We start from the raw sequence: 24,047 nt of genomic DNA, 5'->3' as shown, positions 1-24,047 counted from the left end.
GGGACGGGGTCGACGCTACGCGCCGGTGCCGACGGGGGCGGTGGGAGCGGGGGCATCGCCCGACGTGAGCACCGCGCCGATCGCGGTGACGATCAGCGCGAGCGAGTGCGCACCCGCGTCGGGCGTGCCGAGGCTCTTCTCGGCATGGGGACGGGCGCGGCCCATCCGCGGCAGCAGCTGCGCGGTCGCGGCGGCGGCCTCGGTGCAGGCGGCGGCCGCGCGGGTCCAGGCGGCGGGCAGCTCCTCCCCCGCGTCGACGGCCGCGCCGAGGGTGTCGGCGAACGGGACGAGCGAGTCGACCATCGTCTTGTCGCCCGGCGTCGCACCGAAGCGCAGGATCGCCTCCCGCGCGCCGTCGACGCCCGTGCGGACGGCGGCGGCGGTGGGTGCAGCGGTGTCGCCGAGCGCCGAGCCGACCGCGGCGAGCGCGGCGCCCCAGAGTGCTCCGGAGGTGCCGCCTGCGCGGTCCGACCAGGCGTCGCCCGCGTGGGCGAGCACGGTGCCCGCTCCGGCGCCGGCCTCGAGCGCGGCCCGGGCGGCGGCGACCGCCGCGTGCACTCCGCGCTGCATGCCGATGCCGTGGTCGCCGTCGCCGGCGACCGCGTCGATCCGCCCGAGCTCGTCGGCGTGGTCGTCGATCGTGCTCTGCGTCGCCTCGAGGGCGGCGAGCATCGTGACGGCGGCGGTGCGGGAGTCGTCGCTCGCGTCGCCGATGACGACCGTGGCCCGCTCCTGCTCCGCCACCTCGGCCTGCTCGGCGGCGCGGACGGCGCCCTTGCGGTACGCGGGCGCCTCGGCCGGAGCACTCCACAGCCGCTCCAGCTCGTCGTCGACCCAGAAGAAGGTGAGCGAGACGCCGGCCATGTCGAAGCTCGTGACGAGCTCGCCGACCTCGGGCTCGAGCACCTCGATGCCGCTCTCGCGCAGGCGCCGCTCGACGCCCGAGTAGACGACGAACAGCTCCTCGTACTTCACCGAGCCCAGGCCGTTCAGCACGACGACCAGGCGCGACCCCTCGGCCGCGTCGACGCCGTCGGGCAGCTCGGCCAGCAGCGACGAGACGAGCAGCTCGGCGAGTCCGTCGGCCGACGGCACGTCGTCCTCGCGGATCCCGGGCTCGCCGTGGATGCCCATGCCGACCGCCATGCGGCCCTCCGGCACCGTGAAGAGCGGTTCGGCGGCACCGGGCAGCGAGCAGCCCGAGAAGGCGACGCCGAAGGAGCGGGTGCGCTCGTTGGCGAGGCGCGCGATGCGCTCGACCTCGTCCAGCGACGCGCCCTCCTCCGCCGCGGCGCCGGCGACCTTGAAGACCGTCAGGTCGCCGGCGATGCCGCGGCGCTTGTGCTTCTCGGCGACGCTCGCACTCGAGACGTCGTCGGTCACCGTGACGGTGCGGACGTCGATCCCCTCGTCGCGCAGGCGCCGCTCGGCCGCGTCGAAGTTGAGCACGTCGCCCGCGTAGTTGCCGTAGCTGAGCAGCACGCCGCCGCCGTGCTCGGCCGCCCGGGCGACCGAGTGCACCTGCTGCGCGGACGGCGAGGCGAAGAGGTTCCCCATCGCCGCGCCGTGCGCGAGGCCCTGCCCGACGAGTCCGCCGAACGCCGGGTAGTGGCCGGAGCCGCCGCCCACGACGAGGGCGACCGAGCCGGGGGCGCTCACGGTCGAGCGCACCACGCCGCCCTGCACCCGCCGCACGAAGCGGCGGTTCGCGGCGACGAAGCCGTCGATCATCTCGTCGGCGAAGTCGGACGGGTCGTTGTACAGCCGGGTCATCGGGGGTCCTGTTCGGGAGGGTTCACGGTGCGAGCGGGGATCAGCGGGCGGGCGACGGCGGAGCCGGCGACGTCGGCGCGTGCGACGTCAGTGGGCGATCACGTCGACGCTGGGCGCGTCGAGCGGAGCGTCCTTGTAGCGGCGCGCGAGGAGGGCCATCAGGACGGCCGAGAGCAGCAGGAAGAAGCCGACGATGAACATCGGGACCTCGTAGCCGCCGGTCGCGTCGCGGAGGGCGCCCGTGATGTACGGAGCGGAGAAGCCCGCCAGGTTGCCGACCGTGTTGATCAGCGCGATGCCGGCCGCGGCCGCCGCACCGGTGAGGAACCGGGTCGGGAAGGTCCAGAAGTTGGGCAGCGCCGAGAAGATCGCCATCGCGGTGACGGTGATCACGGCGATCGTCGCCGCCGGGGAGCCGGCGAAGAGCGCGAGCGGGATGCTGAGGCCACCGGCGATCGCGGGGATCACGATGTGCCAGGTCCGGACGCCGCGGCGGGTGGCGTCCCGCGACCAGAGGTAGAGGGCGATGGCCGCGGGCACGTAGGGGATCGCGGTGATCAGGCCCTTCTCGAAGATGCCGAAGGTGGTGCCGTACTGCTCCTGGAAGCCCTCGATGATCGTGGGCAGGAAGAAGGCGAGCGCGTACAGGCCGTAGATGAAGCCGAAGTAGACGAAGCTCAGCATCCAGACGCGACCGCTCGTGAAGGCCGTCGACATCTTCGGGTGCGTGGTGACGCCCTGGGTCTTGACGTCCTCCTCGCGCTTGAGCGCGGTGGTGAGCCAGACCTGCTCCTCGCGGGTCAGCCACTTCGCGTCGGAGGGCTTGTCCTTGAGGTAGAACCAGGCGATGACGCCGACGACGATCGCGGGCAGCGAGACGCCGAGGAACATGAAGCGCCAGCCCTCGAGACCGAGGATGCCGTCCTGCTCGATCAGGAAGCCGGCGAGCGGGGCGCCGATGACCGTGGTGAGCGGCTGCGCCAGGTAGAAGAGCGCCAGGATCTTCGAGCGGTGCTTCGCCGGCACCCAGAGGCTGAGGAAGAGGATCGCGCCGGGGAAGAAGCCGGCCTCGGCGACGCCGAGCAGGAAGCGCAGGGCGACGAGCTGCTCGAAGTTCTGCACCCAGGTGAAGAGGAGCGCGACGATGCCCCAGCTGACCATGATCCGGGCCAGCCAGCGGCGAGCGCCGAAGCGGTGCAGCGCGAGGTTGCTCGGCACCTCCAGCAGGATGTAGCCGATGAAGAAGACGCCGGAGGCGAAGCCGAACTGGGCCGCCGAGAGGGCGAGATCGGCCTCCATGCCGTTCGGGGCGGCGAAGCCGATGGCGGTGCGGTCGAGGTAGTTGATGAAGAACATCAGGGCGACGAACGGCACGAGCCGGATCGACACCTTCCTGATGGCGCTCTTCTCGACGGCGGCGTCGGCCGTCGTACCGCCTGTGCGGGAGGGAAGGTCCACGTCGATCTCCTGATCCATGTCAACGACTGTGTTGGGCTGTCCCGATCGCCTGATGAATTGGCTGACCGGTTGACCAATCCGATGATGCCCTCTCCCTGGTGGAGCTGTCAACCGGTTCGGCGGTCGCGTCGCTGCCGTCCCCGCGCGGGCGCGGTTGCTACGGTCGGAGCATGCCGGCGTACCCCGAAGACGACCCGTCCCTCGTGCGCCTGGAGCTGCAGGTCCTCCCCCGCGGCACCGCCGTCGCCGAGGTCGCGAAGCAGCTGACCTCGCTGCTCACCCGCGGCGATCTCGTGCCCGGCTCCCGCCTCCCGCCGGAGCGCCAGCTCGCCGAGAGCCTGGGCGTCGGCCGCTCGGCGGTGCGCGAGGCACTCGCAGCGCTGGAGATCCTGGGCATCGTCACGGTGCGGCCCGGCTCCGGCACCTATCTGCGCGACAGCACCTCCGAGCTGCTGCCCACGACGCTGAGCTGGGGGCTGATGCTCTCCGCCGGCCGCACCGCCGAGCTGATCGAGGTGCGCAGCGGCCTCGAGGTGCAGGCCGCGATGCTGGCGGCGCTGCGGATCGACGACGAGGGGCTGGAGCGCCTCCGCGCGCATCTGGCGGCGATGGAGTCGCACCTCGACGACATCGCGGCCTTCGTCGAGGCCGACGTGCGCTTCCACCTGCAGATCGCGCTCAGCGCGGAGAACGTCGTGCTGCGCGATCTGCTGCAGACCATCCGCTCGTTGCTGCGCCTCTGGGTCGAGCGCGCGCTCAGCAGTCCCGAGCAGGCGCGCGACGCCTTCACCGAGCACCGCGCCGTGCTCGAGGCGATCGAGGCGCGCGACCCGTCGGCCGCCGCGCGGGCGATGGAGGCGCACATGAGCACCGCCTCCCGGCGCCTCGCCGACACCGGCAGCTGAGCCGCGGCGGAGCGGATCACCGGAGCGCCGGCCGCCGGCGCGGCCGGCCCGGTCTCACGTCCCGCGCAGGGCCGCGATCGGCTCGATCCGCGAGGCGCGCCGAGCCGGGACGCTGCCGGCGAGCAGCCCGATGACCGCTCCGAGGAGCGCGCCGCCGAAGGCCACGACGGGATCGAGGACCGGCGTCCACTGCTGCACGAGCGAGACCGCGAGCACCGCGACGACGCCCGTCGCCGCTCCGAGGAGGCCGCCGAGGAGACCGATGACCGCCGACTCCACGACGAACTGCTGCGCGATGCTGCGCCGGGTGGCGCCGAGGGCCCGCCGCAGTCCGATCTCGCCGACGCGCTCCATCACCGACAGCGACGTGACGTTCGCGATGCCGACGCCGCCGGCGAGGAGCACCACCACCGAGAGGATGAGGAACACCAGGTCGACGTCGGCACGGACGTCGCCCGCGAGCTCCGAGCGGCCGCCGGGCGCCGAGACGGAGACGGTGTCGGGCGCGTCGGGGGCGAGCGCCGACGGCGCCTGCGCCGCGATCTGAGGGCCGGCGCCGATGGCGATCCGCGCCTGGAGATCGCCGGGGGCGGCGAGAGCGAAGTCGGCGCGAGCGGTCCCTGTGGGGAGGACCACGGCGTCGAGCAGCTCGGCGCGCGCGTGGACGTCCGCGAAGATCCCGACGACCGAGTAGGCGACGCCGTCGATCAGGATCGAGGGCCGGGAGTCGACGCGCTCGACGCCGAGCCGCTCCGCCGCCCGGGTGCCGAGCACGACGACGCGATCGGCGCGCGCGTCGTGACCGGAGTCGAACATCCGCCCGACGCTCACGCGACCCTCGAGGGTGTCGAGGAGCTCGGCGGAGGCGGCGAACACCCGCGGCGGCGCTGCGGCGGGGGCGGAGGGGTCGTTCACCGGCACCGCGGTGACGCCCGCCCCCTCGCGCAGGGCGACCTCGCCGACGACGGCCGCCTGCTCGACGCCGGCGAGACGGCGGACGCGGTCGACCGCGTCCCAGGGCAGCCGTCCGGTGGCGACGCTCGCGCCGGAGGAGTCCTCCGCCTTCGCCGGCTGCACCACGACCTGGGTGGCGGCGAAGGCGTCGAAGCGACGGGCCAGCTGGTCGGCGGTCGTCTGGGCGAAGCCGATCGTGGCGACGAGAGCGCCGATGCCCAGCACCGTGCCGAGGAGGGTCATCACCAGCCGGGCCGGCCGCGTGCCGATGTCGGAGGTGGCCTCGGCGAGGAGGTCGGCCGCACCGAAGCGGTCGGCGCGCGAGACCGGCCGCAGCAGCGGCGACGCCGCGACCGCTCCCGGTCGTCGGCGCCCGAGCCGGGAGCGGAGCGCCGCGAGCCGCGCGCTCACGCGGTGACCTCCTGCATGCGCCCGTCCGCGATCCGCAGGCAGCGGCGGGCCCGCCTCGCGACGGCGAGGTCGTGCGTGATCACGACGAGGGTGAGCCCCGTGTCCGTCAGCTCCTCGAAGAGCCGCATCACCTCCGAGGTCGTCGAGCCGTCGAGGTTGCCCGTCGGCTCGTCGGCGAGGAGCAGGCTGGGGCGGGCGACCACGGCGCGGGCCACGGCGACGCGCTGGCGCTCGCCGCCCGAGAGCGTGGTCGGCAGGAAGCCGAGCCGGTGTCCGAGGCCGACCCGGAGCAGGGCGTCGCGGGCGCGCGCCTCGCGGTCGGAGCGCGGGGTCCCGCTGTAGAGCATCGGCAGCATCACGTTCTCGAGCACGGTGCGCCGGGGCAGCAGGTGGAAGGACTGGAAGACGAAGCCGATGCGCTGCGCGCGCACGGCCGCCCGCGTGTTCTCGTCGAGGGCCCCGGTGAGCGCTCCGTCGAGGCGGTACTCGCCGACGCTCGGACGATCGAGCAGTCCGAGGATGTTCAGCATCGTCGACTTCCCCGAGCCGCTGGGGCCGACGATCGAGACGTAGTCGCCCTCCTCGATCCGCAGGCTCACCCCCTTGAGCGCCTGCACCTCGGGCGGGCCGGGGAAGGAGCGCGTGACGTCCCGCAGCTCGACCAGTGGCGCGGTCACCGGCCGACCACGACCAGATCGCCCTCGTCGAGCGCTCCGTCCACGGGCACCACCTCGACCGCACCCTCGGCGGCGAGCCCGGTGGTGACGACGACGAGGCGCGTGGGCGCGTCGGCGTCGCGCGGATCGCCGTCCACCACCTCGACCCGGCTCTCCCCGCCGGAGCCCGCGGACAGCGCCGCGAGCGGGACCGAGAGCACCGCACCCTCGGTCGCACCGACGGCGACGGAGACCTTCACGTTGGTGCCGCGCAGCTGCTCGATCTGCTCCGGCGAGAGCGGATCGGGCGTCAGCGTCAGCGTCCAGCGCCCCTTCCCGTCCTTCGCGGGGTCGACCCCCGAGACGACGGCGCCGTGCTGCGCCCGGTCCGGGAGCTCGAACGAGGCCTTCTGCCCGACCGTCAGCAGTCGGGCGTCGGCCTCGGCGGCGGAGCCGGAGAGCTCGACCTGCGCGCCGGACACCGTCATCGCGGGCCCGGAGAGGACGGCGCCCCGCTCGGCGGTGACCGCGTCCACCCGGCGCGGGAGCGAGGTGAGGAACAGCACCTCGCCCGCCGGGAAGGCGGGCAGGACCGACCGGCGGGCCCGGGTCAGATCCTCCTGCGCCCGGGTCACCTGCGACTGCGCCGATTCGACCGCGTCCTGCTGAGCCCCGGTGTCGGTGCTCGTGCCCAGCTGCGCGCGCCGGAGCTCGGCCAGGGCGAGAGCGTCGTCGAGGTCGGCGATCCGGAGGCCGTCCTGAGGGTCGGCCGAGCGGGCGGCCTCCAGCTCGCGTCGTGCGGTCGCGACGGCGTTGTCGGCCTCGCGGATCTCGACCGGAGAGGCGCCCGCGCGTGCGGCGTCGAGGTCCTTCCGGGCGGCGACGAGCCCCTGCTCGGCCGATCGGAGCGCCTCCTGGGCGCCGCGGACCACGTCCTCGCCGTCCTCCTGCGCGGCCGGGGCCCCGTAGCCGGCCTGGGCGTAGAGCTCGGTGACCGCGTTCGCGGCCGTCTCGTCGAAGACGTCGTCGGCCGGGTCGCCCGCGTCGATCCCCAGGCTGCGCATCGCCGTCTTGAACTGCACGACGTCCGGACCGGACACGCCGAACCGCAGGGTGCGGTAGGCGGGAAGCTCTCCGGGGAGCACGATGACGGGCCGCCCGGCGATCTCGAGGGCGATCGAGAGGGGCGACAGCACGGCGCCGGTCGCGGGGACCTGGCCGGTCACCACCGCCGCGCCCTGGATCGACGTGGTGTCGATCCTCACCTCGACCGCGTCCGCGTAGCGGACCTCGCCACGGAGCGTGACGTCGTTGCTCAGCTCGCCGAACTCGACCGGCGCGGTGATCAGACCGGCGGCCGGGGGCTCCGCCTGCGCGGCCGCCTCGGCGGGCGACACCACGAACCGCCCGACCAGCAGGCCCGCGACGAGGCTGAGCAGGGCGGCGGCGGCCACGATCCAGAGGACGCGGTTGCGCGCGAGCACGGCGGTCAGCGCCGCGAACCGGCCGCGGAGGGGTCGCGCACGGTCGTCCCCGGGCGCGGTGCCGGGAGTCCGCTCCGCCTCACCGCCGGAGACGGCGGGCACGAGGACGTCGAGCGGATCGGTCGGCGTCGCGTCCCTCGACGGCGGTCGCTCCGGGCCGCTCATCTACTCGCCCTGCTCGGCGTCGGCCTTGAGGGCCTCGAGCTCCGCGCGGTGGTCGTCGATGAAGCGCTGCTCGAGCTCGTTCTGCACCTTCTCGAACGCCGCGGTGTAGCCGGTCTTCTCCCGGCACTCCAGATCGGCGAGGGCGAGCTCGATCTCCTTCTCCTTCAGGGCGACGAAGGTCGGGTCCGTCGGCCCGACCGGTGCGTCACCCGCCGTCTCGTGGATCGCGGTGATCTCCTCGCTGATCGAGCCGATGGCGTCGTACCGGGTCGCGAAGCCCGGGTAGCCCGCGTCCGACAGGCAGGAGGACCACGCCGCGTCGAGATCCGCCAGCTCGGGGACCGACTGCAGGCCGGAGTAGAACTCGTTCAGCGCATCCATCACCGGCTTGTGCTTCTCGTCCGAGGCCGGGTCGTCGCCGTCGATCTCGTGCTGGGCGGCACCGAAGCAGCCGGCGGTCGTCCAGTCGTACTCGTAGGACCCGTCCTCGGCGGCGGCGGCGTCCTCGGGCTCGGACGGGCCGTGGAGGGCCTCGGACCAGGCGGCCCGCTCGGACTCCGAGAGGCTGTCGACGTGGTCGGCGTTGGCGTCGACGTACTCCTCGCCCGCGGCCGGGTCGTCGTTGCGGCCCGGCGAGTCCAGGATGCCGTAGCCGTACTGGGCGACCCACTCCCGATCGTCGGGCTCGTACTCGTCGGCCCCGGGCGAGAGCGACGCCGGCTGGACGTTCGGGATGTAGTCGAAGCCCGCCTCCTGCATGCAGGTCGCGATGAGCTCCTCGCGGGCCCGGTCCTGCTCCGCGAAGCGGGCCTCCTGCTCCTCCGGGGACAGATCGCCGCCGTAGAGCGCTCCGAAGTACTCCGACAGCGGCGAGGTCTTCTCGGCGGGCCCGGTGTCCTCCGCGGCGGGCGAGCAGGCCGAGAGCGCCAGGAGGCCGGACAGCGCCAGGCCGGCGAGCGTCAGGCCGGACAGCGTCCTCGCGTGCGGGGTCCGCGCGAGCGAGGTGCGGGTGAACGGATGGGCGAGGCGTCGGTGCTTCACGGAGGTCCCTCTCGATCAGGGGCGCGCGGCGCGGGCGGGGGGTCCCGCGCTCGCGCGCCGTCGACGACGCTACCGACGGATCCTCATCATCATGTGGCGTGCGCGGAGAGCTGGCGCGGCACGCCCGACGGCCCGTTCGAGACCTCGGACGGGCACACCGCGGGCACGGCTTCCGAGCGGCCCTAGACGGCCGGCGTCACCCGCGCGGCCTCGCCCGGTGCGAGCACGAACGGCGTCCCTCGCCCCTCCCCGGCCGCCTCCCATCGCGCGATCCCGATCGGATCGACCGGCACCGGCGCACCGCCGAGGTTGCCGAGCAGGACCACCGGACCGCTCGTCGTGGCAGCCCCGAGCGCGACCAGTCCCGCCGCATCGACGTCCAGCCGCGGTGATCCGGCGAGCGCCGCAGCCCACTCGAGCACCGTTCCGGCGGCCGTCAGCCCCTCCGGACCGACGATCCCCCGGGGACCCCACTGCTCGAAGTAGGCGAGGGAGGCGACGGCCGGCGCCGCCAGCGCGGCGAGGCTCCCGACGACCCAGGCCGCCAGCTCCGGCGCGTGCTGGCGCTCGTCGGTCGCCCCGGGGACGGCGTGCGGACCGTAGCCGGACCGGTCGATGTCGGCGTCGCCGGGATCGAACGGCGAGGTCGAGACGGCGTTCATGCGCGCCCCGAGGGTGATCGGGCCGATGTGCAGACGGCGGCCCCGCGCGGTCGCCGTCGCGTCGCGGACCACCGTGTGCTCGACGGCGATCGACTCGACCAGCTGGTGCCCCGAGCGGTCGTGCATGAAGGGGGTGATGCTGAAGGCGAGCGGAGCGTCGCCGTCGGCGAGCGCGTCGGCGCCGCGGTTGAGCTCGGTGAAGTGCGAGCGGACCCCGCCGACGACCTCGGCACCGCGCTCGGCGGCCGCGCGCCGGGCCTCCTCGAGCAGCTCGGGCGTGCTGCGGTGGCCCCGGGCGGCGAAGACCCCGAGGCGGGCGATCGAGGCGTCGCCGAGCTCGTCGAGGACTGTCCGGACCTCCTCCGGCACCGAGGCGACGATGCGCAGATCGATCGGGCGTCCGCCGGCGTCCTCGAGTGCACGACGCAGGGCGCGCCGCCAGCCCGCCCACCGGAGGTCGCACTCGACCAGGAGGTCGAGCCCGGGCCGCGCGTCCGGTCGGAGACCCGTCGGCGCGCTCGAGGCGGAGGTGCGGATCTCGGGGAGCGGGCCGCCGACGCCCCCGGTGCCCAGGACGCAGCGGAGCGGGAGCGCGTCCTCGGGGGCGACCGGCGGCGGGCCGGCGCAGACGATCCGCAGGCTCTGCCGGACGACCTCGCCGGCCGCGACGCGCACCGGGAAGGGCAGGCTCAGCGGCGTCGAGTAGGTCTTGAAGGACGCGTCGGTCCAGTTGCGCTGATCCTCCGTCTCGAAGACGTCGCCCTCCAGCGACAGCTCGACCGGCACGCCGTCCGCGGTCCAGGCGAGACCGGCGAGGTCCTGCGCCGGCTGGTGCGGCGCGATCCGCTCGGGGAAGGCGGAGCGGTCGACGCCGCCGCCGGGGTGGCGCGCCTCGAACGGCGCTCCGGCGCTCTCCGGACCGTGCAGCACGATCAGGCCCAGGCGGTTGCGGAGGACGTCGGTGATCGCGCGCGCCTCGAGCGAGATCTGCAGCGCGTCGGCCGAGAAGACGGCGCGGAGGGTCCAGCCGACCCGCGCGCCGTCCCGGGCGCTCTCGCCCTCGACGATCAGCTCGTCGTCGCGCACCTCGACGGCCGCGCGCACGGTCTCGAAGGTCCCCCAGTCCTCGTCGCGGACGACGAAGCGGACACCGCGCAGGATCCGCGCCGCACCGAACCGGAGGTCGTCCAGCCTCCCGTCCGAGCACCGCACCGACCAGGGGCCGCAGCGCAGGGCGCGCTCGTCGCGCTCCTCGCGCGCGAGCAGACCGGCCGGGATCGTCGGAGCCGCCGGCCGGATCTCGATCTCGGGCACGATCAGAGGGTGGTCATGCCGCCGTCGACGCGGAAGAGCGCGCCGGTGGCGTAGCTCGACTCGTCGCTGGCGAGGTAGACCATGATCCCCTCGACGTCCGCCGCGGAGCCGGGCCGACCGAGCGGGATTCGCGAGGTGATCGCCGCCCGGGCCTCGGCGTCACCGGAGATCGCGGTGACCAGCGGAGTCTCGGTGTAGCCCGGGACGACCGTGTTCACTCGGATCCCCTCGCCGGCGTACGCGGCGGCGACGGTGCGGGCGAGACCGTGCATGCCGGCCTTGGAGCTGCTGTAGGCGGTGAAGTCCTGCCCCTCGCCGTTGAGCCCGGTCGGGCTGCCGGTGAGGACGATCGAGCCGCCGCGACCGAGGAGCGCGCGGACCGCGTGCTTGACGGTGAGGAAGGTGCCGGTGAGGTTGATGTCGATCGTGCGGCGCCAGACGTCGAGGTCGAGGTCGGCGATCCGCGCGTCCTGGCCGAACAGCTGCACGCCGGCGTTCGCGACGACAACGTCGACCGCGAGCCCGTCGCTCGCGAGCCGGGCGAACGCCTGCTCGACGCTGCTCTCGTCCGAGACGTCCAGGCGCACGGCGACCGCGTCCGGGAAGGCGCCCGCGGCGACCTCGGCGGCGGCGAGGTCGCGGTCGGTGAAGGCGACGCGGGCGCCCTCCCGCGCGAAGCGCTCCGCCACGGCCCGGCCGATGCCGGAGCCGGCTCCGGTGACGAGGGCGGTCTTGCCAGTGAGGCGTCCGGTCATGCGTGCTCTCCTTCGAGTCGATCCGCTCCGATCATAGGAGGCGAACCGGTTGACCGCCTAGCGGTCTCCTGCGCCGGGAGAGGCGCCCGCGCGACCCCTTGACCCGGCCCGCCCGAGCGGCGACGCTCGCTCTACACGTCCCCACCACCCCACCCCTCCCGGAGGTCACCATGAAGGTCGGCTCGCTCATTCTCCGTCTCGCCGTCGGCGGTCTGTTCGTCGGACACGGTCTGCAGAAGCTCCGCGGCTCGTTCGACGGACCGGGACTCGACGGGACGGAGGAGATGATGAAGAGCCTCGAGCTGCACCCGGCGCGCCGGAACGCGGTCGCGGCCGCCGTCACCGAGACGGCCGGCGGGGCCGCGCTCGCCCTCGGGATGGCGACGCCGATCGCGGCGGCCGGACTGATCGCGACGATGGTCACGGCGGTCCGCAAGGTGCACTGGTCGAACGGGCTCTGGAACGCCGGCGGCGGCTGGGAGTACAACGGCGTCCTGTCCGCGGCGGCCGCGGCGATCGTCGCCGACGGTCCCGGAGCCCTGTCCTTCGACGGGCTCGTCGGCAAGCGAAAGTGGGGCGCCGGATGGGCGCTCTTCGCCCTCGCCGCCGGCGCCGCAGCCTCCACCGTCGTGGTCGAGGCCGGACGCCGCGCGAAGGCGGCCGAGGTGGAGGGGACCGGCAGCGAGACCCTCACGGCCCCGGACTCCCCCACCGCATCCGCCGACAGCGCCTCCTGACGCGGCGGGGAGAGGTCAGCCGGACGGCTCGGCGAGTCCCCGATACGGTCGTGGCATGACCTCCTCCCCGCCCTCCCCCGACCCGCAGCCCGCCTCCGTCGCGTCGGCGGACGACGCCGAGGGGGCGCTCCGCCTCCCCGACGACGACGCCTCGGTCCTCTGGCAGCGGGCGGTCGACCGCCTCGACGGCCTCGACGACCCGGACGGGGTCGTCGAGCGCATGCGCGTCCTCGCCGCGCGCTACCCCGGCACGGACGGCGTCGCGCACTTCGAGCTGGGCGGCGCCCTCGACAGCGCCGGGCACGAGGCGGAGGCCGCGGAGGAGTACGAGCGCGCTGTCGCCGCAGGACTCGACGGCGAGCGCCTCGCCCGGCTGAGCATCCAGTACGCCTCGACCCTGCGCAATCTCGGCCGCCCCGACGAGGCCGTCGCGATCCTCGCGGCGACCGAGCCGCACCCGGCGACCGGCGCGGCCCGCGAGGTCTTCCTCGCTCTCGCCCTGCACAGCGCCGGCCGGACCGACGAGGCGCTGCGGACCGCCCTCGAGGCGCTCGCTCCGACGCTGCCGCGCTACCGCCGATCGGTGGCGGCCTACGCCGCCGACCTCACCGACCCGGCGCCGCAGGACTGACGCGGCGGAGGGACCCGCTCAGCGCTCTCACTCCGCGAGCAGTGCGTCGATCTGGCCCATCGCCTGCGTCATGCCCTCCTGCATGCCCATCTGCACCATCTGCTCCAGCTGCTCGAGCGACTCGAAGCTCGATCGGACGATCATCCGGGTGCGCCCGTCGACCTCCGCGAGGGTGACGACGGCGTGAGTGATCCCCAGGGAGTCGACGGGATTCCCGTCGTCGTCTGCGAAGCCGTCGTCGAACTCGAGCCGCGTCGGCTCGTCGACCCTGGTGACCCGCCAGTACCCGCGGGCCTTCTCGCCGTCCGGACCGGTCATCACGTAGCTGCTGCGGGCACCCACCGTCGCCTCGTGCTCCTCGAACGTCGCCGGCCAGGTCGGCGGACCCCACCAGCGCTCGAGCTGACGGGGATCCGCCCAGATCCGCCACACCCGCTCGACGGGCGCCGCGAACTCGGCGGTGATGGTCAGCGTCAGCTCCTCGACGTCCTTGGCAGACTCCACAACGGTCATCGTGCTGGTCCCTTCCCTCGGTCCTCCGATGGTCGCTCCCCGTCCTCGGCGAGGACGTCGGCGATGCGGTCGATGCGATCGCGCCAGAGCAGCTCGTACGACGCGAGCAGCCGCGACGCCCTTCCGAGCGGCGCGACCTCCCCTCGCACGAGCTGCTCCCTCCCGCTCCGGCGCTTGCGGACGAGCTCCGCGCGCTCCAGGACGGCGACGTGCTTCTGCACCGCGGCGAACGACATCTCGTACCGCGCCGCGAGCTCCGTCACCGACTGCTCCTTCTCGAGCACCCGCGCCACGATGTCGCGTCGCGTGCTGTCGGCGAGCGCCCGGAACACGCGGTCGACGTCGATCTCGTTCTCCACATCTACAACCATCAGGTTGCACGTTACCGGTCCCGCGAGTGCGAGGGAAGACCCTCCTCAGGTGGATCGGCCCGGGGACCGATTGCGGCCTCTCCCTCAAGGGCGGGCCGCCGCCCGGTCCAGCGCCCGCGCCGCCGCCTCGATCGCCCAGTCGGGGACGGCCCGCATCTCGAACACGGTCCAGTAGAGCTTCGCCATCGAGTAGTGCGGGTCGATCCGCAGCGCCTCCTCGAGGTGGCGGGCCGCGACGGTGGACACCCCGAGCGCCCACCAGCACCAGGCGAGGACGGTCAGCACCGGCGGCCGGGCCGAGACGGGCGCGAGCGCTGCCGCTCGCGCGAGCCGTGCGGTCGCCTGCTCCACCCGCTCGAGGTCGGGGCAGGGCCCGGTCCCCATCATCAGCGATGCGGAGGCGAGGTCGTGCGCGTCCGTCGGACCCGCCTCCGCCTGCTCCTGCACCACCTCGTCCATCGTCCGGCTCGAGCGCGCCATCTCGACCTCGAGGTCCCGCTGCCGCCTGCGCTCCTCGATCGCGGACCCACTGCCGAGCGCGATCTGCAGGGTCGTCTGATCGCGCAGCGGCGGCGACTGCAGCACCTGGATGAGCGCCGCCTCCTGACGCGGTGCCGGCGGACCGTGCAGCCAGCGCTCGACGAGTCCGACCACGTCCCGGACCCCCGCCGCCGGATGGCGCACGATCGCGGCGGCGATCGCGCGGTCCGCGTCCGAGACCTTCGGCAGCACGGCGAGCGCCGTCGCGTCGAGCGGCTCCGGCGCGGCCGCTCGGGCCAGGATCCCGGTCTCGCTGCCCTCGATCTCCGCGAGAGGCCGAGGCTCGCGGGTTTCGACGGTCGAGGTGTAGCGGCCCCAGCCGTCACCGGCGACGCAGGCGACATCCACGATGCCGAGGTCGGTGCGCTCCAGCCTCCGCAGGACGGCGCGCCCGAGGTCGAGCAGCGGGACTCCGCGCGCGTCCGCGTAGGTCTGCCGGGTGTAGACGATCGCGAGCACCGCGGTCGCCCGCGGCATCGACGCGGCGAAGCGCACGCACCGGCCGGCCAGCTGGTCGATCTCGGCCCGGCGCAGCCTGGCCGGGAGCGGGAAGCGGAAGCCGCCGCCCGCCCGGTTCCCGAGGAAGGGGACGACCACGAGGGCGTCGTCCGGTTGCACGCCGATCATCGAGGGCACGGCGGCGAGCAGGTCGGCGAGGCCGCTCGCCCGGAGGATCTCCGGCTCCCGGTGCGGGTGGTGGCGGGTGGTGGTGAGGCGATCGGTTCCAGTCATGGCGGCTACGGTCGTCGTCTTCGCGAGCTCCGTGGGCGGCGACCGACGGATCCGGGGAGAGCCGGGTGCTCCTCCGCCCTGTGGAGGGCGCGCGCCCAATCCAGGACGGCACCGCGCACGGCGCCCGCCCCAGCACTCGCCGCGCCCGCCCGATCGACTTCTGAGACGATCGGCGCCCGCCCGACACTGTCACAGTGAGAGGGAGAGGAGGTCGGCGGATGACACCCACGCACGAAGGCACTGTGCCGCCAACCACCGCGCAGCCAGGCACAGGGCAGCCCGGCACAGGGCCCGCGTCGAGGACGGCTCCGGGAGAGACCGACGCCGAGCTCGTGCGTCGCGCGGCCGCGGGCAGCGAGCTCGCCTTCCGCAGCCTCTACCGCGCCTACGTCCGGCCGGTCTACTGGCTCGCTCACGGCCTCCTCCGCGATTCGCGCGATGCGGAGGACGTGACGCAGGAGACCTTCGTCGTCGCCTGGACAAGGCTCGGCGCGCTCGAGCTCGCGAGCGACTCCCTGCTCCCCTGGCTCGCGACGATCTGCCGCTTCCAGGCGGCCAACCACCTCCGCGCCCGCCGTCGCGATCGGGAGCGGACCGTCGAGGCCGACGACGAGACACCCTCCCCGCACGACCTCGAGCAGCAGATCGTCACCGCCGCTCTCGCCGAGGCGATCCTCCGCGAGACGGCCGGACTCGCCGAGCTCGATCGCGCGATCTTCCGCCTGTGCGCCACGGAGGGGCGCGGCTACGAGGAGGCCGCCGTCACCCTGGGCGTCTCGCACGCCACCGTCCGCAACCGCCTGTCGCGCGTCCGCCGGCGCCTCCGCCTGGTGGTCGACGACTTCCGAGGAGCAGAGACGTCATGACCGAACCCAGCGATGTGCGCAGCCGCGAGCACGAGCACTCCGATCGCCCGGCGCCCGAGCTCGAGGCCCTCGACGACGACCGAGTCTCGGCACTCGAGGCGCGCGTCTTCCGCTCCATCGGCGCCGCACGACACGAGCGGAGCGCCCGTCGCCGACGCATCACGACGGTGGGGAGCGTCGCCGCGGGCCTCCTCGCGCTCGCGGTCGTCGTAGGTCCGCTGGTCGGGGGCGCTGCCGGCTCGGGGGCGGCCTCGAGCGCAGCGGGGTCGTCGAGCGAGGCCGGTGGCCTCGACCTCGGGGAGTCGGGGGCGGAATCCGCGCCGCAGTTCGCCGGCGGCGCCGCGCAGGGCTCCGCGGAGGCGCCCGGCGACTCGTCCGAGCAGGCGACGGGCCGGGAGATCGTCTCCACGGCGAGCGCGACGCTCGAGGCCGAGAGCGTCCCCGACGCGATCGCGGCGCTCAGCGCGATCGCCGTCGAGCTCGGCGGCTACGTCGAGAGCTCCCGCACGTCCGAGACGACGGCCGGAGCCGATCCGTACGACCCGTCCCTCCCGGCGCCCCTCCCCGAGGGCGCCGGCTCCGTCTCGATCCGCGTCCCCGCCGACCGGCTCGCCGACGCGCACGACTCTCTGTCCACCGTCGGCAGGGTGACCGCCTCGTCGATCGAGCGGCGCGACGTCACGACCGAGGCGATCGACCTGCGCGCGCAGGTCGACGCCGCTCAGGCGTCCGTCGACCGGCTGACCGAGCTGATCGCGCAGGCCGGCAGCCTCCCCGATCTCCTCGCCGCGGAGTCCGCCCTCGCCGATCGTCAGGCGTCGCTCGAGTCCTCCCAGCAGCAGCTCGCCGCCCTCGAGGGTCAGGTGTCGCTGGCGACCCTCACGGTGACGGTACTGCCCGGTGCGTCGCCCGCGTCCGCCCAGCCGACCGGTTTCCTCGACGGTCTCCTCGCCGGCTGGAACGGACTGGTCGTGGCCGGGAACGGCGCGCTCATCGGCATCGGGTTCCTTCTCCCCTGGCTCCTCGTCGCCACCGTGATCGCCCTCGTCGTCGTGACGATCCGCCGCCGCCGCGGGCCCCCCGAGGCGCGTGCGACGGCCGACCGGTCCGGCACGGCTGCGCGCGAGGGCGCCGGCGGGAGCACGGGCTCCGATGGATGACTCCCCGGCCGGAGACGACGTCGCCCGGGCCGCGGTCACCGTTCCGGCGACTCCTCCAGAGGTGTGGCGACTCCTGGTCGATCGCTCGTCGTGGTGGCCCGAGCTCGAGTTCGACCCGCGAGCCGGCGCGCCGCTCCGGGAGACCTGGACGGAGGGCGGCAGAACCCTCGAGGCGACCGGACAGGTCCTCGCCGTCGACGCGCCGTCCCACCTGTCCTTCGAGTGGACCGAGCCGGGCTGGGACGACGTCCTGACGGTCTCGGTGAGCGTCAGCCCGGCGCCGGAGGGATCGACGGTGACCGTGACGGAGCAGGGGTTCCGCCGGCTGGGCACGCCGGACGCGCTCCGACTCGAGCACGAGGCGGGCTGGGGCGAGCACCTCGGGCGGCTCCTCGACGCCTGCGCGGAGACCTCACCGCCCGGGCCCGACCGCTAGCCGTCGGGCACGAGGGTCAGGCGCGCAGCACCTTCGTCATCGCCTTGCCCTTCGCCAGTTCGTCGACGAGCTTGTCCAGCCAGCGGATCCTCTGCATCAGCGGGTCCTCGATGCTCTCGACGCGCACGCCGCAGACCACCCCCGTGATCAGGACCGCGCTCGGATTCATCGGGGCAGCGGCGAAGAAGTCCTCGAACGTCGTGCCGGCATCGAGGTGGCCGCGCAGCTCCGCCTCGGAGAAGCCGGTCAGCCAGCCGATGACCTCGTCGACCTCCTCCCGCGTCCGCCCTTTGCGCTCGGCCTTGGCCACGTAGTGCGGATACACGGAGGCGACGCTCGTCGAGAAGATCCTGTGCATGCGTGGAAGGGTAGCCCTCCGTCCGGGCCCTCCTCCAGGGCTCGGCGGCCGCGATCGGCACGCCGCACCGCCGATGCCCGCCGCGCCGCTATCCTCCCGGAGTGCCGTCGCGTCGCGAATCGCTGCACACCGCGTCACCTCACCAGAGAGAACCACCGTGAGCCTTCTCCGCACCAAGTCCGTCGAGCAGTCCATCGCCGACACCGACGAGCCCGAGTTCCGCCTCAAGAAGTCGCTGAGCGCCCTCGACCTCACCGTCTTCGGCGTCGGAGTGGTGATCGGCGCCGGCATCTTCACGCTCACCGGTCGCGCCGCGCACGACATCGCCGGCCCGGCGATCGTCCTGAGCTTCGTCGTCGCCGCCTTCGCCTGCGCGCTCGCGGCCATGTGCTACGCCGAGTTCGCCTCCACGGTGCCCGTGTCGGGCTCGGCCTACACGTTCTCCTACGCGTCGCTCGGCGAGCTGTTCGCCTGGATCATCGGCTGGGACCTCATCCTCGAGCTGTTCCTCGGCGCGAGCGTGGTCGCCCAGGGCTGGAGCGCCTACCTCGGCTCCTTCCTCGGGCAGCTCGGCATCGTCCTGCCCGAGGCGCTCTCCTACGGCGGCGTCGTCGACCTCCCCGCGATCCTGCTCGTGCTGGTGCTCGGCGGCCTGATGACCTTCGGCATCAAGGAGTCGCTGCGCGTGAACCTGGTGCTCGTCGCCGTGAAGCTCTTCATCGTCCTGTTCGTCATCATCGCCGGGCTGCAGTTCATCGACGGCGGCAACTACTCCCCGTTCATCCCCCCGGCCGAGGCGTCCCAGGCCGCCTCCGGCCTCGCCCAGCCGCTGCTGCAGTTCCTCTCGGGCATCGAGCCGGCCACCTTCGGAGTCGGCGGCATCATCGCCGGCGCCTCGCTCGTCTTCTTCGCCTACATCGGCTTCGACGTCGTCGCGACCACCGCGGAGGAGACCCGCAACCCGCAGCGCGACCTGCCCATCGGCATCATCGCCTCGCTGATCATCTGCACCGTGCTCTACTGCGCCGTCGCCCTCGTCGTCACCGGCATGGTCCCCTACCGCGAGCTCGACCCGTCCGCCGCCCTCGCGAACGCCTTCGCGTACCACGGTCAGACCTGGATGGCGACGGTCATCTCGGCCGGCGCCGTCGCCGGTCTCACCACCGTCGTGCTGACCCTGCTGATCGGCGCGACCCGCATCATCTTCGCGATGTCGCGCGACGGCCTCCTCCCCCAGCGCCTCGCCACCGTGCACCCGCGCCTGCGCACCCCGTGGGTCACCTCGGTCGTCGTGACGGCCATCGTCGCGCTGCTCGCCGGCTTCACCCCGATCGGCGTCCTGGAGGAGATGGTCAACATCGGCACCCTCTCCGCCTTCGTCCTCGTCTCCGTCGGCGTCATCGTCCTCCGCCGCAAGCGCCCCGAGCTCAAGCGCGGCTTCCGCGTCCCGCTCAATCCCTGGCTCCCCGGCCTCTCCGCCCTGATCTGCACCTACCTGATGCTCAACCTCAGCCTCGAGACGTGGCTGCGCTTCCTGATCTGGCTGGCCATCGGCTTCGCCATCTACTTCGCCTACTCCCGCTCGCACGCGAAGCTCGGAAAGCTCACGAAGTAGGGCGGCCGAGGCCGGGTCCCCACCCGGCTCGGCCCGCCGCCTCGCGCGTCAACCCGAGGATCCCTCTTGTCTCAGGAGCGACGCGAATCTACGCTCCTCGATGACGTCGAGGAGGCAGGGCATGGACGGCACCGCGCAGTTCCGCAGGATCATGACGATCGCCGGGCAGGCGGCTCGCCAGCAGGACGAGCCGGTCTCGGCGCTGCATGTCGCCTTCGCTCGCGCGTCGATCTCCGTGCCGAGCGACAGCACTGCCCGCGCGATCCGGAAGTACGGCGACGAGCGCGGCTGGGGTGCGGCTCCGCCGGTGTCCCTGCTCGATCGGATCCTCCGCCGCCGACCGGTGCAGTACGACCCCGCCGTCCGCCGCGCGGTCGAGAGGGCGGCGACGAACGGCTCTCCGGACATCCGGGCGATGCTCGCGGTGATGCTGGCGGAGGGCGGCCTCGATGCACTGCGCGGACCGGTCGATCAGGCCGGTGGCAGTCTCACCCGCTGGCTCGCCGCTGATGCCTGAGGACGCCGCCGACCCCGCGCTGCTCGACGTCCGGTCCCTCGGGAAGAGGATGGGCGCGCTCGACGTCCTCGACGACGTCTCGTTCACGATCGGCGCCGGAGAGGTGGTCGGGCTGGTCGGGCCGAACGGCGCCGGCAAGACGACTCTGATGCGCATCCTCGCGGGACTGTACGAGCCGTCCCGCGGCAGCGCGGTCTTCCATGGTCGACACGTCGGGTCCTCGGAAGCGCGTGCGGCCCTCAGCCTCATGCCGGAGGAACCGGATCTGTATCCGGGTCTGAGCGTCCTCGAGCACGTCCGCCTGATCGAGCGGCTGAGCTCCTCGCGTCCGGAGCCGGCGGCCGCGACCTCGCTCCTCGCGCGCTACGGGCTCATCGACAAGCAGGACCTCCTGCCCCATCAGCTCTCGCAGGGCATGCGCCGCAAGCTCGCTCTGGTGCTGGCGCTGCTCAAGGGTGCCGGACTGCTCCTGCTGGACGAGCCGTTCAACGGTCTCGATCCGGTGTCCACTCGCGAGCTCCGCGGGGAGATCCGCCGGCTGGCCGACGACGGCTGCGGCGTCCTGCTCTCGATGCACGGGCTGGGCGAGCTCGAGCGGATCGCCGATCGGGCGCTGATCCTGTACGCGGGAAGGATCGCGCATACCGCCTCCCTCCGACCGGAGCACCGAGCCGATCAGCCGCCGCTGGAAGACGTCTATCTGCGGATCGTGGGAGCTCTCGGCGATGACGGCGACTGAGATCCGGCGGCACGTCCTCGTCGGGGGCGCTCTCGCTCTCGCCGCGACGTACGTCCGTCTCCGGGCGAGGACCCTGACGGCTCTCCTCACCCATCCGCTCGCGATCATCGCGCTGCTGATCGCCGGATCGTTCTCGGTCCAGGTTCTGTCGACCCGGGGCGACGCCGCCGTCGAGCACCCGGGTGCGGCCGCCGCACGCATCGCGGGGTTCGTCCTCGGCCTCGTCCTTCTCGTGGTGATGCTGACCGCGCAGCGAGGCTCGCCACTCCGGCTGCAGCCGGCTGACGTCTCCTGGGTGCTGCAGAGTGCGAGCGGACCGCGGATCGTCCTGCTCGTGCACTCGATCGGGAGCGCGCCGATCGCGTTCCTCGGGACCACTGCGGCGTCGGCGACGGCGTTGCTGCTGCGCGGCGAGCCGGTCCTGTGGGCCGCTCTCTCCGGGTGCTCGATGGGCGGTGTCCTTCTCCTCGTGCGGACGACGTCCCTGATGAGCCACCTTCTCGGCCGGCGGATCCGACCGGGTCGTCGTCGGTATGCGCTCGTCGGTGTCCTCGCGGCCGGAGCGGCGTGGATCGGTGCCTTCGCCCAGTCGCTCCTCGAAGGAGGGGAGACCATCGGATCGACCGCCCCGGGGATCGCCGGCCTCCCCTTCGAGGTGGTCCTCGCGCCGATGACGAGCGGACCCGCTCACGCCACCGCCGTCCTCGCGATCTCAGTGCTCTCGAGCGTCGCGGTCGGCGTGCTCGTCCGCCGAGCGGATGCCTTCGTCGAGCCCGCGGTGGAGGAGAGCATCCTCGCTCGCCAGCTGGCTCGAGCCGTCTCGGGCGACGGGAGGAGCGGGCTGAGCGGACGGGGATTCGCCGGCGGCGTCCCCTCATGGACGCGGTGGCCAAAGTCGGCCGTGGGCGCCGTTCTCGCGAGCCACCTCGCGCAGACCCGCCGCCGGCGCCTGCAGGACCCGGGCACCGCGATCGCCCTCCTGGCCCTGGCCGCCCTCTCCGCCCTTCTCCGCGAGACCGTGCCGATGCCGCTGACCGCGATCCTCATCGTGGTGATCCTCGCTCTGCCCGGACCCTCGCAGCCCATCGGGGAGGATCTCGACCACCAGCACCTGCCGCTCGCCGACGTCTCGATCGGTCGAGTCGGCTTCGCGGGCATGGCCCTGCACGCCCTCGTCTCCCTGGCCATGGCGCTCCCGGCGGTCGTGCTCTGGGCGTCCGTCCACTTCTGGAGCATCGGTCACGGTCTCCTCGCGGTCGTTCCGCTCGCGCTCTGCTGCGCGAGCGCCGCACTGGCGGGCATCGGCTCGCGGACCCTCTCGGGTGTGCTCCTCGGCCGAGTCGTCGCGACAGTGCTGCTGACCCTGCTCCCGGTGGTCAGCGCCGTCGTCATCGCTGCGCTGTACGAGGGCGGAGACGACGCTCCGCGGACGCTGCTCACGCTCACCGGCGCGCTGCTGATCACCTGCCTGCTCTACAGCGGACTCGCCTGGGCCGCCCTGCAGTCCACCCGGCCGGCCTCGCGCGTCGGGGGCGGGACCCGGGCCTGAGGAGGCGGATCGTGAAGCCGCCCGATACCGTCTCTGCGCACCGGCGCGAGCCGTGGAGTCGGTGGTCCGCCCTAGAGTGCAGGCATGCCCCGCTCCATGGCCGACCTCGACTTCCGCCGGCAGCAGTGGGAGCAGCGCTACGCGCCCCACATCGCCCCGATCAACCGCTGGATCGACGAGCTGCGGAACCCGTACGGCCGCGGCTGGCTCCCCTACGTCGCACCCCTGCACGGCGGCACCGAGGCGCGGGTGCTGAGCATCCTCCGCGATCCCGGCCCGGGCACCCGCGACGGCGCGGGCAGCGGCTTCCTCTGCACGGAGAACGACGACGGCTCGGCCGAGCTGATGTCGCGCCTGCTCACCGACGTCGGACTCTCCCCGTTCGATCTTCTGCCCTGGAACGCGTACCCCTGGTACATCAACAGGGCACCGACCGCGGAGCAGCTCGACGCCGGCATCCCGACGGTCCTGCACCTGCTCGACCTGGCGCCGCGCATCGAGGTCGTCCTGCTCCAGGGCGCGGATGCCGACCACGGCTGGCGTCGTCTGCTCCGGCTGCACCCGGGCATCGAGCGCGAGCGCGGCCTGGCCGTTGTGCGCACGTTCCATCCGTCACCGCAGGCCCTCTTCGCGAAGGACCCCGCCGAGCGGGCGGCGCGAGCGGCTCGACGCGAGGCGGCCTTCGCCGAGGTCGCCGCGATCCTGCGCTGAGCGGCTCGGCGACGCCCGCGAGACGCCCCCGGAAACGACGAAGCCCTGACGAGAACGTGGTCTCATCAGGGCTTTCCGTCGGGCTGACAGGATTTGAACCTGCGACCCCTTGACCCCCAGTCAAGTGCGCTACCAAGCTGCGCCACAGCCCGTGGCAGTCCGGACCGAGGCCCGGGCAACTCGACTACCTTAGCGGATCACGAGGCCGAGAGTGAAAACGGGCGTCGCCCCACGCCCGTAGAATCTCGGGGGCGGTGGCCGCCGGGTGGACCGGTCGGCACGACCCGTCACAGGAGGCAGCAGCAGTGGACGCGCGGCAGAAGCGATCGCAGGTGGCCCTGCACCGAGCCATCATCGATCTGGCGACTGCCAGGGACGTCTCCAGCCTCACCGTCTCCGAGATCACCGACCGCGCCGGCGTCAACCGCTCCACCTTCTACGCGCACGCCACGTCCGCCGCCGAGCTGCTCTGTGCGGCACTCGCCGCCGAGCTCGACGCGATCCGCGACGAGTATCTCGAGACCCTCCGCGCCGGGGCCGCGACCGACGCGACCATCCGCCAGGGCACCGCGCGCATCCTCGCGCACCTCGAGACCCGCCGCGAGCTGTACCTGCGCGCGTTCGACTCGCCGGGCGGCGACTCCGGTCTCCGCGCGATGCTCGCCCTGCACTTCCGCGCCGCGGTGCTCGCCACGCTCGAGACGGGGACACTCCAGCTGCCCGACGGCGACGACATCAGCCCGTTCCTCGCGGACGGCACCGCCTCGTTCCTCGCCGCCGGATCGACCGGACTGATGGAGGCGTGGCTGCGGCTTCCCGCGCCGCGCACTCCCGACATCTACCTCTCGGCCTACCGCCGCCTGCTGCCGTCCTGGTGGCCCTTCGCGACCCAGGACTGAGGGCCGCGAGCCTCCATCCGTCACGCGTGGTCGGATCGGCGCGCGGAGCACGACCGTTCCTGACGGATCAATCTCCGGAGGCACGGGCGGGTGGA

The 24,047-nt window shown here is 73.4% G+C and carries 24 protein-coding genes and 1 tRNA gene; 12 read left to right on the top strand and 13 right to left on the bottom strand.

The features are described from left to right. Positions 1–15 precede the first annotated feature (15 nt). Together HQQ82_RS17390 and HQQ82_RS17385 are read right to left on the bottom strand one after the other, a co-directional pair. The gene (locus tag HQQ82_RS17390; RefSeq protein WP_173235332.1) at positions 16–1,773 is read right to left on the bottom strand and encodes a dihydroxyacetone kinase family protein; all 1,758 of its coding nucleotides are present in this window, start codon (positions 1,771–1,773) and stop codon (positions 16–18) included. An 87-nt stretch (positions 1,774–1,860) separates the two neighbouring features. Continuing rightward, positions 1,861–3,129 (bottom strand): MFS transporter, encoded by a 1,269-nt coding sequence (locus tag HQQ82_RS17385; protein WP_254071638.1) that lies wholly within the window; start codon positions 3,127–3,129, stop codon positions 1,861–1,863. Between the two features lie 272 nt (positions 3,130–3,401). On the opposite strand from HQQ82_RS17385, the gene HQQ82_RS17380 reads away from it, so the two are divergent. Continuing rightward, complete coding sequence (locus HQQ82_RS17380; RefSeq protein WP_173235330.1) at positions 3,402–4,136, top strand: FadR/GntR family transcriptional regulator; 735 nt, start codon at positions 3,402–3,404, stop codon at positions 4,134–4,136. A gap of 54 nt (positions 4,137–4,190) precedes the next feature. Here HQQ82_RS17380 and HQQ82_RS17375 read toward each other — a convergent pair whose 3' ends face one another. The 6 genes from HQQ82_RS17375 to HQQ82_RS17350 all read right to left on the bottom strand — a co-directional run bounded on the left by HQQ82_RS17375 (position 4,191) and on the right by HQQ82_RS17350 (position 11,578). Next, complete coding sequence (locus tag HQQ82_RS17375; protein WP_367947997.1) at positions 4,191–5,501, bottom strand: ABC transporter permease; 1,311 nt, start codon at positions 5,499–5,501, stop codon at positions 4,191–4,193. Further along, positions 5,498–6,178 carry an ABC transporter ATP-binding protein gene (locus HQQ82_RS17370; protein ID WP_173235329.1) on the bottom strand — a complete coding sequence of 227 codons (681 nt, stop codon included), beginning with the start codon at positions 6,176–6,178 and terminating at the stop codon, positions 5,498–5,500. Before HQQ82_RS17370 ends, HQQ82_RS17375 begins: the two co-directional genes overlap by 4 nt. Next, positions 6,175–7,806: a hypothetical protein gene (locus HQQ82_RS17365; protein WP_254071625.1), complete on the bottom strand. Its 1,632-nt coding sequence runs from the start codon at positions 7,804–7,806 to the stop codon at positions 6,175–6,177. Before HQQ82_RS17365 ends, HQQ82_RS17370 begins: the two co-directional genes overlap by 4 nt. Further along, on the bottom strand, positions 7,807–8,847 hold the full coding sequence (locus tag HQQ82_RS17360) for a hypothetical protein (RefSeq protein WP_367947996.1): 1,041 nt from the start codon (positions 8,845–8,847) through the stop codon (positions 7,807–7,809). It lies immediately after the preceding gene. 182 nt (positions 8,848–9,029) lie between these two features. Further along, entirely contained in the window at positions 9,030–10,823 is a 1,794-nt protein-coding gene (locus HQQ82_RS17355) for a hypothetical protein (protein WP_173235328.1), read from the bottom strand. Between the two features lie 2 nt (positions 10,824–10,825). Further along, positions 10,826–11,578 (bottom strand): SDR family NAD(P)-dependent oxidoreductase, encoded by a 753-nt coding sequence (locus HQQ82_RS17350; RefSeq protein ID WP_173235327.1) that lies wholly within the window; start codon positions 11,576–11,578, stop codon positions 10,826–10,828. Between the two features lie 170 nt (positions 11,579–11,748). On the opposite strand from HQQ82_RS17350, the gene HQQ82_RS17345 reads away from it, so the two are divergent. Further along, entirely contained in the window at positions 11,749–12,315 is a 567-nt protein-coding gene (locus HQQ82_RS17345) for a DoxX family protein (RefSeq protein ID WP_173235326.1), read from the top strand. A 55-nt stretch (positions 12,316–12,370) separates the two neighbouring features. Continuing rightward, positions 12,371–12,946 (top strand): tetratricopeptide repeat protein, encoded by a 576-nt coding sequence (locus HQQ82_RS17340; protein ID WP_254071624.1) that lies wholly within the window; start codon positions 12,371–12,373, stop codon positions 12,944–12,946. Positions 12,947–12,973: 27 nt separating this feature from the next. Here the strand turns inward: HQQ82_RS17340 and HQQ82_RS17335 are convergent, their stop codons facing one another. From HQQ82_RS17335 to HQQ82_RS17325, 3 genes are all read right to left on the bottom strand, one after another. Next, positions 12,974–13,459: an SRPBCC domain-containing protein gene (locus tag HQQ82_RS17335; RefSeq protein WP_173235325.1), complete on the bottom strand. Its 486-nt coding sequence runs from the start codon at positions 13,457–13,459 to the stop codon at positions 12,974–12,976. Further along, complete coding sequence (locus tag HQQ82_RS17330) at positions 13,456–13,830, bottom strand: helix-turn-helix transcriptional regulator (protein WP_173235324.1); 375 nt, start codon at positions 13,828–13,830, stop codon at positions 13,456–13,458. The genes HQQ82_RS17335 and HQQ82_RS17330 overlap by 4 nt, the downstream gene beginning before the upstream one ends. An 84-nt stretch (positions 13,831–13,914) precedes the next feature. Further along, on the bottom strand, positions 13,915–15,102 hold the full coding sequence (locus HQQ82_RS17325) for a DUF4192 family protein (protein WP_173235323.1): 1,188 nt from the start codon (positions 15,100–15,102) through the stop codon (positions 13,915–13,917). Positions 15,103–15,434: 332 nt separating this feature from the next. Here HQQ82_RS17325 and HQQ82_RS17320 point away from each other — a divergent pair, with 332 nt between their 5' ends. Genes HQQ82_RS17320 through HQQ82_RS17310 form a run of 3 tightly spaced genes read left to right on the top strand, consistent with a single transcriptional unit; the run spans position 15,435 to position 17,564 of the window. After that, positions 15,435–15,968: an RNA polymerase sigma factor gene (locus HQQ82_RS17320; RefSeq protein WP_367947995.1), complete on the top strand. Its 534-nt coding sequence runs from the start codon at positions 15,435–15,437 to the stop codon at positions 15,966–15,968. Continuing rightward, on the top strand, positions 15,965–17,128 hold the full coding sequence (locus HQQ82_RS17315; protein ID WP_173235321.1) for a DUF4349 domain-containing protein: 1,164 nt from the start codon (positions 15,965–15,967) through the stop codon (positions 17,126–17,128). The genes HQQ82_RS17320 and HQQ82_RS17315 overlap by 4 nt, the downstream gene beginning before the upstream one ends. Continuing rightward, a complete protein-coding gene (locus HQQ82_RS17310; RefSeq protein ID WP_173235320.1) occupies positions 17,121–17,564 on the top strand; it encodes an SRPBCC domain-containing protein in 444 nt (147 codons plus the stop codon). Before HQQ82_RS17315 ends, HQQ82_RS17310 begins: the two co-directional genes overlap by 8 nt. A gap of 16 nt (positions 17,565–17,580) precedes the next feature. Here HQQ82_RS17310 and HQQ82_RS17305 read toward each other — a convergent pair whose 3' ends face one another. After that, positions 17,581–17,922: a DUF2200 domain-containing protein gene (locus HQQ82_RS17305; RefSeq protein ID WP_173235319.1), complete on the bottom strand. Its 342-nt coding sequence runs from the start codon at positions 17,920–17,922 to the stop codon at positions 17,581–17,583. Positions 17,923–18,079: 157 nt separating this feature from the next. On the opposite strand from HQQ82_RS17305, the gene HQQ82_RS17300 reads away from it, so the two are divergent. The 5 genes from HQQ82_RS17300 (at position 18,080) to HQQ82_RS17280 (ending at position 23,053) form a co-directional block, all read left to right on the top strand. Beyond that, the gene (locus tag HQQ82_RS17300) at positions 18,080–19,537 is read left to right on the top strand and encodes an amino acid permease (RefSeq protein WP_367947994.1); all 1,458 of its coding nucleotides are present in this window, start codon (positions 18,080–18,082) and stop codon (positions 19,535–19,537) included. A gap of 121 nt (positions 19,538–19,658) precedes the next feature. Further along, complete coding sequence (locus tag HQQ82_RS17295) at positions 19,659–20,054, top strand: hypothetical protein (protein WP_173235317.1); 396 nt, start codon at positions 19,659–19,661, stop codon at positions 20,052–20,054. After that, entirely contained in the window at positions 20,047–20,793 is a 747-nt protein-coding gene (locus HQQ82_RS17290; protein WP_173235316.1) for an ABC transporter ATP-binding protein, read from the top strand. Before HQQ82_RS17295 ends, HQQ82_RS17290 begins: the two co-directional genes overlap by 8 nt. Continuing rightward, positions 20,780–22,342, top strand: a complete 1,563-nt coding sequence (locus tag HQQ82_RS17285; RefSeq protein WP_173235315.1) for a hypothetical protein — start codon at positions 20,780–20,782, stop codon at positions 22,340–22,342. The genes HQQ82_RS17290 and HQQ82_RS17285 overlap by 14 nt, the downstream gene beginning before the upstream one ends. Before the next feature lie 84 nt (positions 22,343–22,426). After that, positions 22,427–23,053, top strand: coding sequence for a uracil-DNA glycosylase (locus HQQ82_RS17280; RefSeq protein WP_173235314.1), 627 nt, complete (start codon positions 22,427–22,429; stop codon positions 23,051–23,053). A 78-nt stretch (positions 23,054–23,131) separates the two neighbouring features. Here HQQ82_RS17280 and HQQ82_RS17275 read toward each other — a convergent pair. Then, positions 23,132–23,205 (bottom strand) — tRNA-Pro (locus HQQ82_RS17275). 180 nt (positions 23,206–23,385) lie between these two features. On the opposite strand from HQQ82_RS17275, the gene HQQ82_RS17270 reads away from it, so the two are divergent. Continuing rightward, positions 23,386–23,952: a TetR-like C-terminal domain-containing protein gene (locus tag HQQ82_RS17270; RefSeq protein ID WP_173235313.1), complete on the top strand. Its 567-nt coding sequence runs from the start codon at positions 23,386–23,388 to the stop codon at positions 23,950–23,952. Positions 23,953–24,047 lie beyond the last annotated feature (95 nt).

This window comes from Rathayibacter sp. VKM Ac-2856 (assembly GCF_013205055.1).
GTDB lineage: Bacteria > Actinomycetota > Actinomycetes > Actinomycetales > Microbacteriaceae > Rathayibacter.
The sequence above is the reverse complement of the archived record's forward strand: the minus strand, read 5'-3'. Positions and strand labels throughout refer to the sequence as shown.

Excerpts from the sequence above, each read along its gene's own strand:
- HQQ82_RS17390 (WP_173235332.1), bottom strand. The coding sequence starts at position 1,773 with ATGACCCGGCTGTACAACGACCCGTCCGACTTCGCCGACGAGATGATC.
- HQQ82_RS17385 (WP_254071638.1), bottom strand. The coding sequence starts at position 3,129 with ATGTTCTTCATCAACTACCTCGACCGCACCGCCATCGGCTTCGCCGCC.
- HQQ82_RS17380 (WP_173235330.1), top strand. The coding sequence starts at position 3,402 with ATGCCGGCGTACCCCGAAGACGACCCGTCCCTCGTGCGCCTGGAGCTG.
- HQQ82_RS17365 (WP_254071625.1), bottom strand. The coding sequence starts at position 7,806 with ATGAGCGGCCCGGAGCGACCGCCGTCGAGGGACGCGACGCCGACCGAT.
- HQQ82_RS17350 (WP_173235327.1), bottom strand. The coding sequence starts at position 11,578 with ATGACCGGACGCCTCACTGGCAAGACCGCCCTCGTCACCGGAGCCGGC.
- HQQ82_RS17345 (WP_173235326.1), top strand. The coding sequence starts at position 11,749 with ATGAAGGTCGGCTCGCTCATTCTCCGTCTCGCCGTCGGCGGTCTGTTC.
- HQQ82_RS17340 (WP_254071624.1), top strand. The coding sequence starts at position 12,371 with ATGACCTCCTCCCCGCCCTCCCCCGACCCGCAGCCCGCCTCCGTCGCG.
- HQQ82_RS17335 (WP_173235325.1), bottom strand. The coding sequence starts at position 13,459 with ATGACCGTTGTGGAGTCTGCCAAGGACGTCGAGGAGCTGACGCTGACC.
- HQQ82_RS17330 (WP_173235324.1), bottom strand. The coding sequence starts at position 13,830 with ATGGTTGTAGATGTGGAGAACGAGATCGACGTCGACCGCGTGTTCCGG.
- HQQ82_RS17325 (WP_173235323.1), bottom strand. The coding sequence starts at position 15,102 with ATGACTGGAACCGATCGCCTCACCACCACCCGCCACCACCCGCACCGG.
- HQQ82_RS17315 (WP_173235321.1), top strand. The coding sequence starts at position 15,965 with ATGACCGAACCCAGCGATGTGCGCAGCCGCGAGCACGAGCACTCCGAT.
- HQQ82_RS17310 (WP_173235320.1), top strand. The coding sequence starts at position 17,121 with ATGGATGACTCCCCGGCCGGAGACGACGTCGCCCGGGCCGCGGTCACC.
- HQQ82_RS17305 (WP_173235319.1), bottom strand. The coding sequence starts at position 17,922 with ATGCACAGGATCTTCTCGACGAGCGTCGCCTCCGTGTATCCGCACTAC.
- HQQ82_RS17295 (WP_173235317.1), top strand. The coding sequence starts at position 19,659 with ATGGACGGCACCGCGCAGTTCCGCAGGATCATGACGATCGCCGGGCAG.
- HQQ82_RS17290 (WP_173235316.1), top strand. The coding sequence starts at position 20,047 with ATGCCTGAGGACGCCGCCGACCCCGCGCTGCTCGACGTCCGGTCCCTC.
- HQQ82_RS17285 (WP_173235315.1), top strand. The coding sequence starts at position 20,780 with ATGACGGCGACTGAGATCCGGCGGCACGTCCTCGTCGGGGGCGCTCTC.
- HQQ82_RS17280 (WP_173235314.1), top strand. The coding sequence starts at position 22,427 with ATGCCCCGCTCCATGGCCGACCTCGACTTCCGCCGGCAGCAGTGGGAG.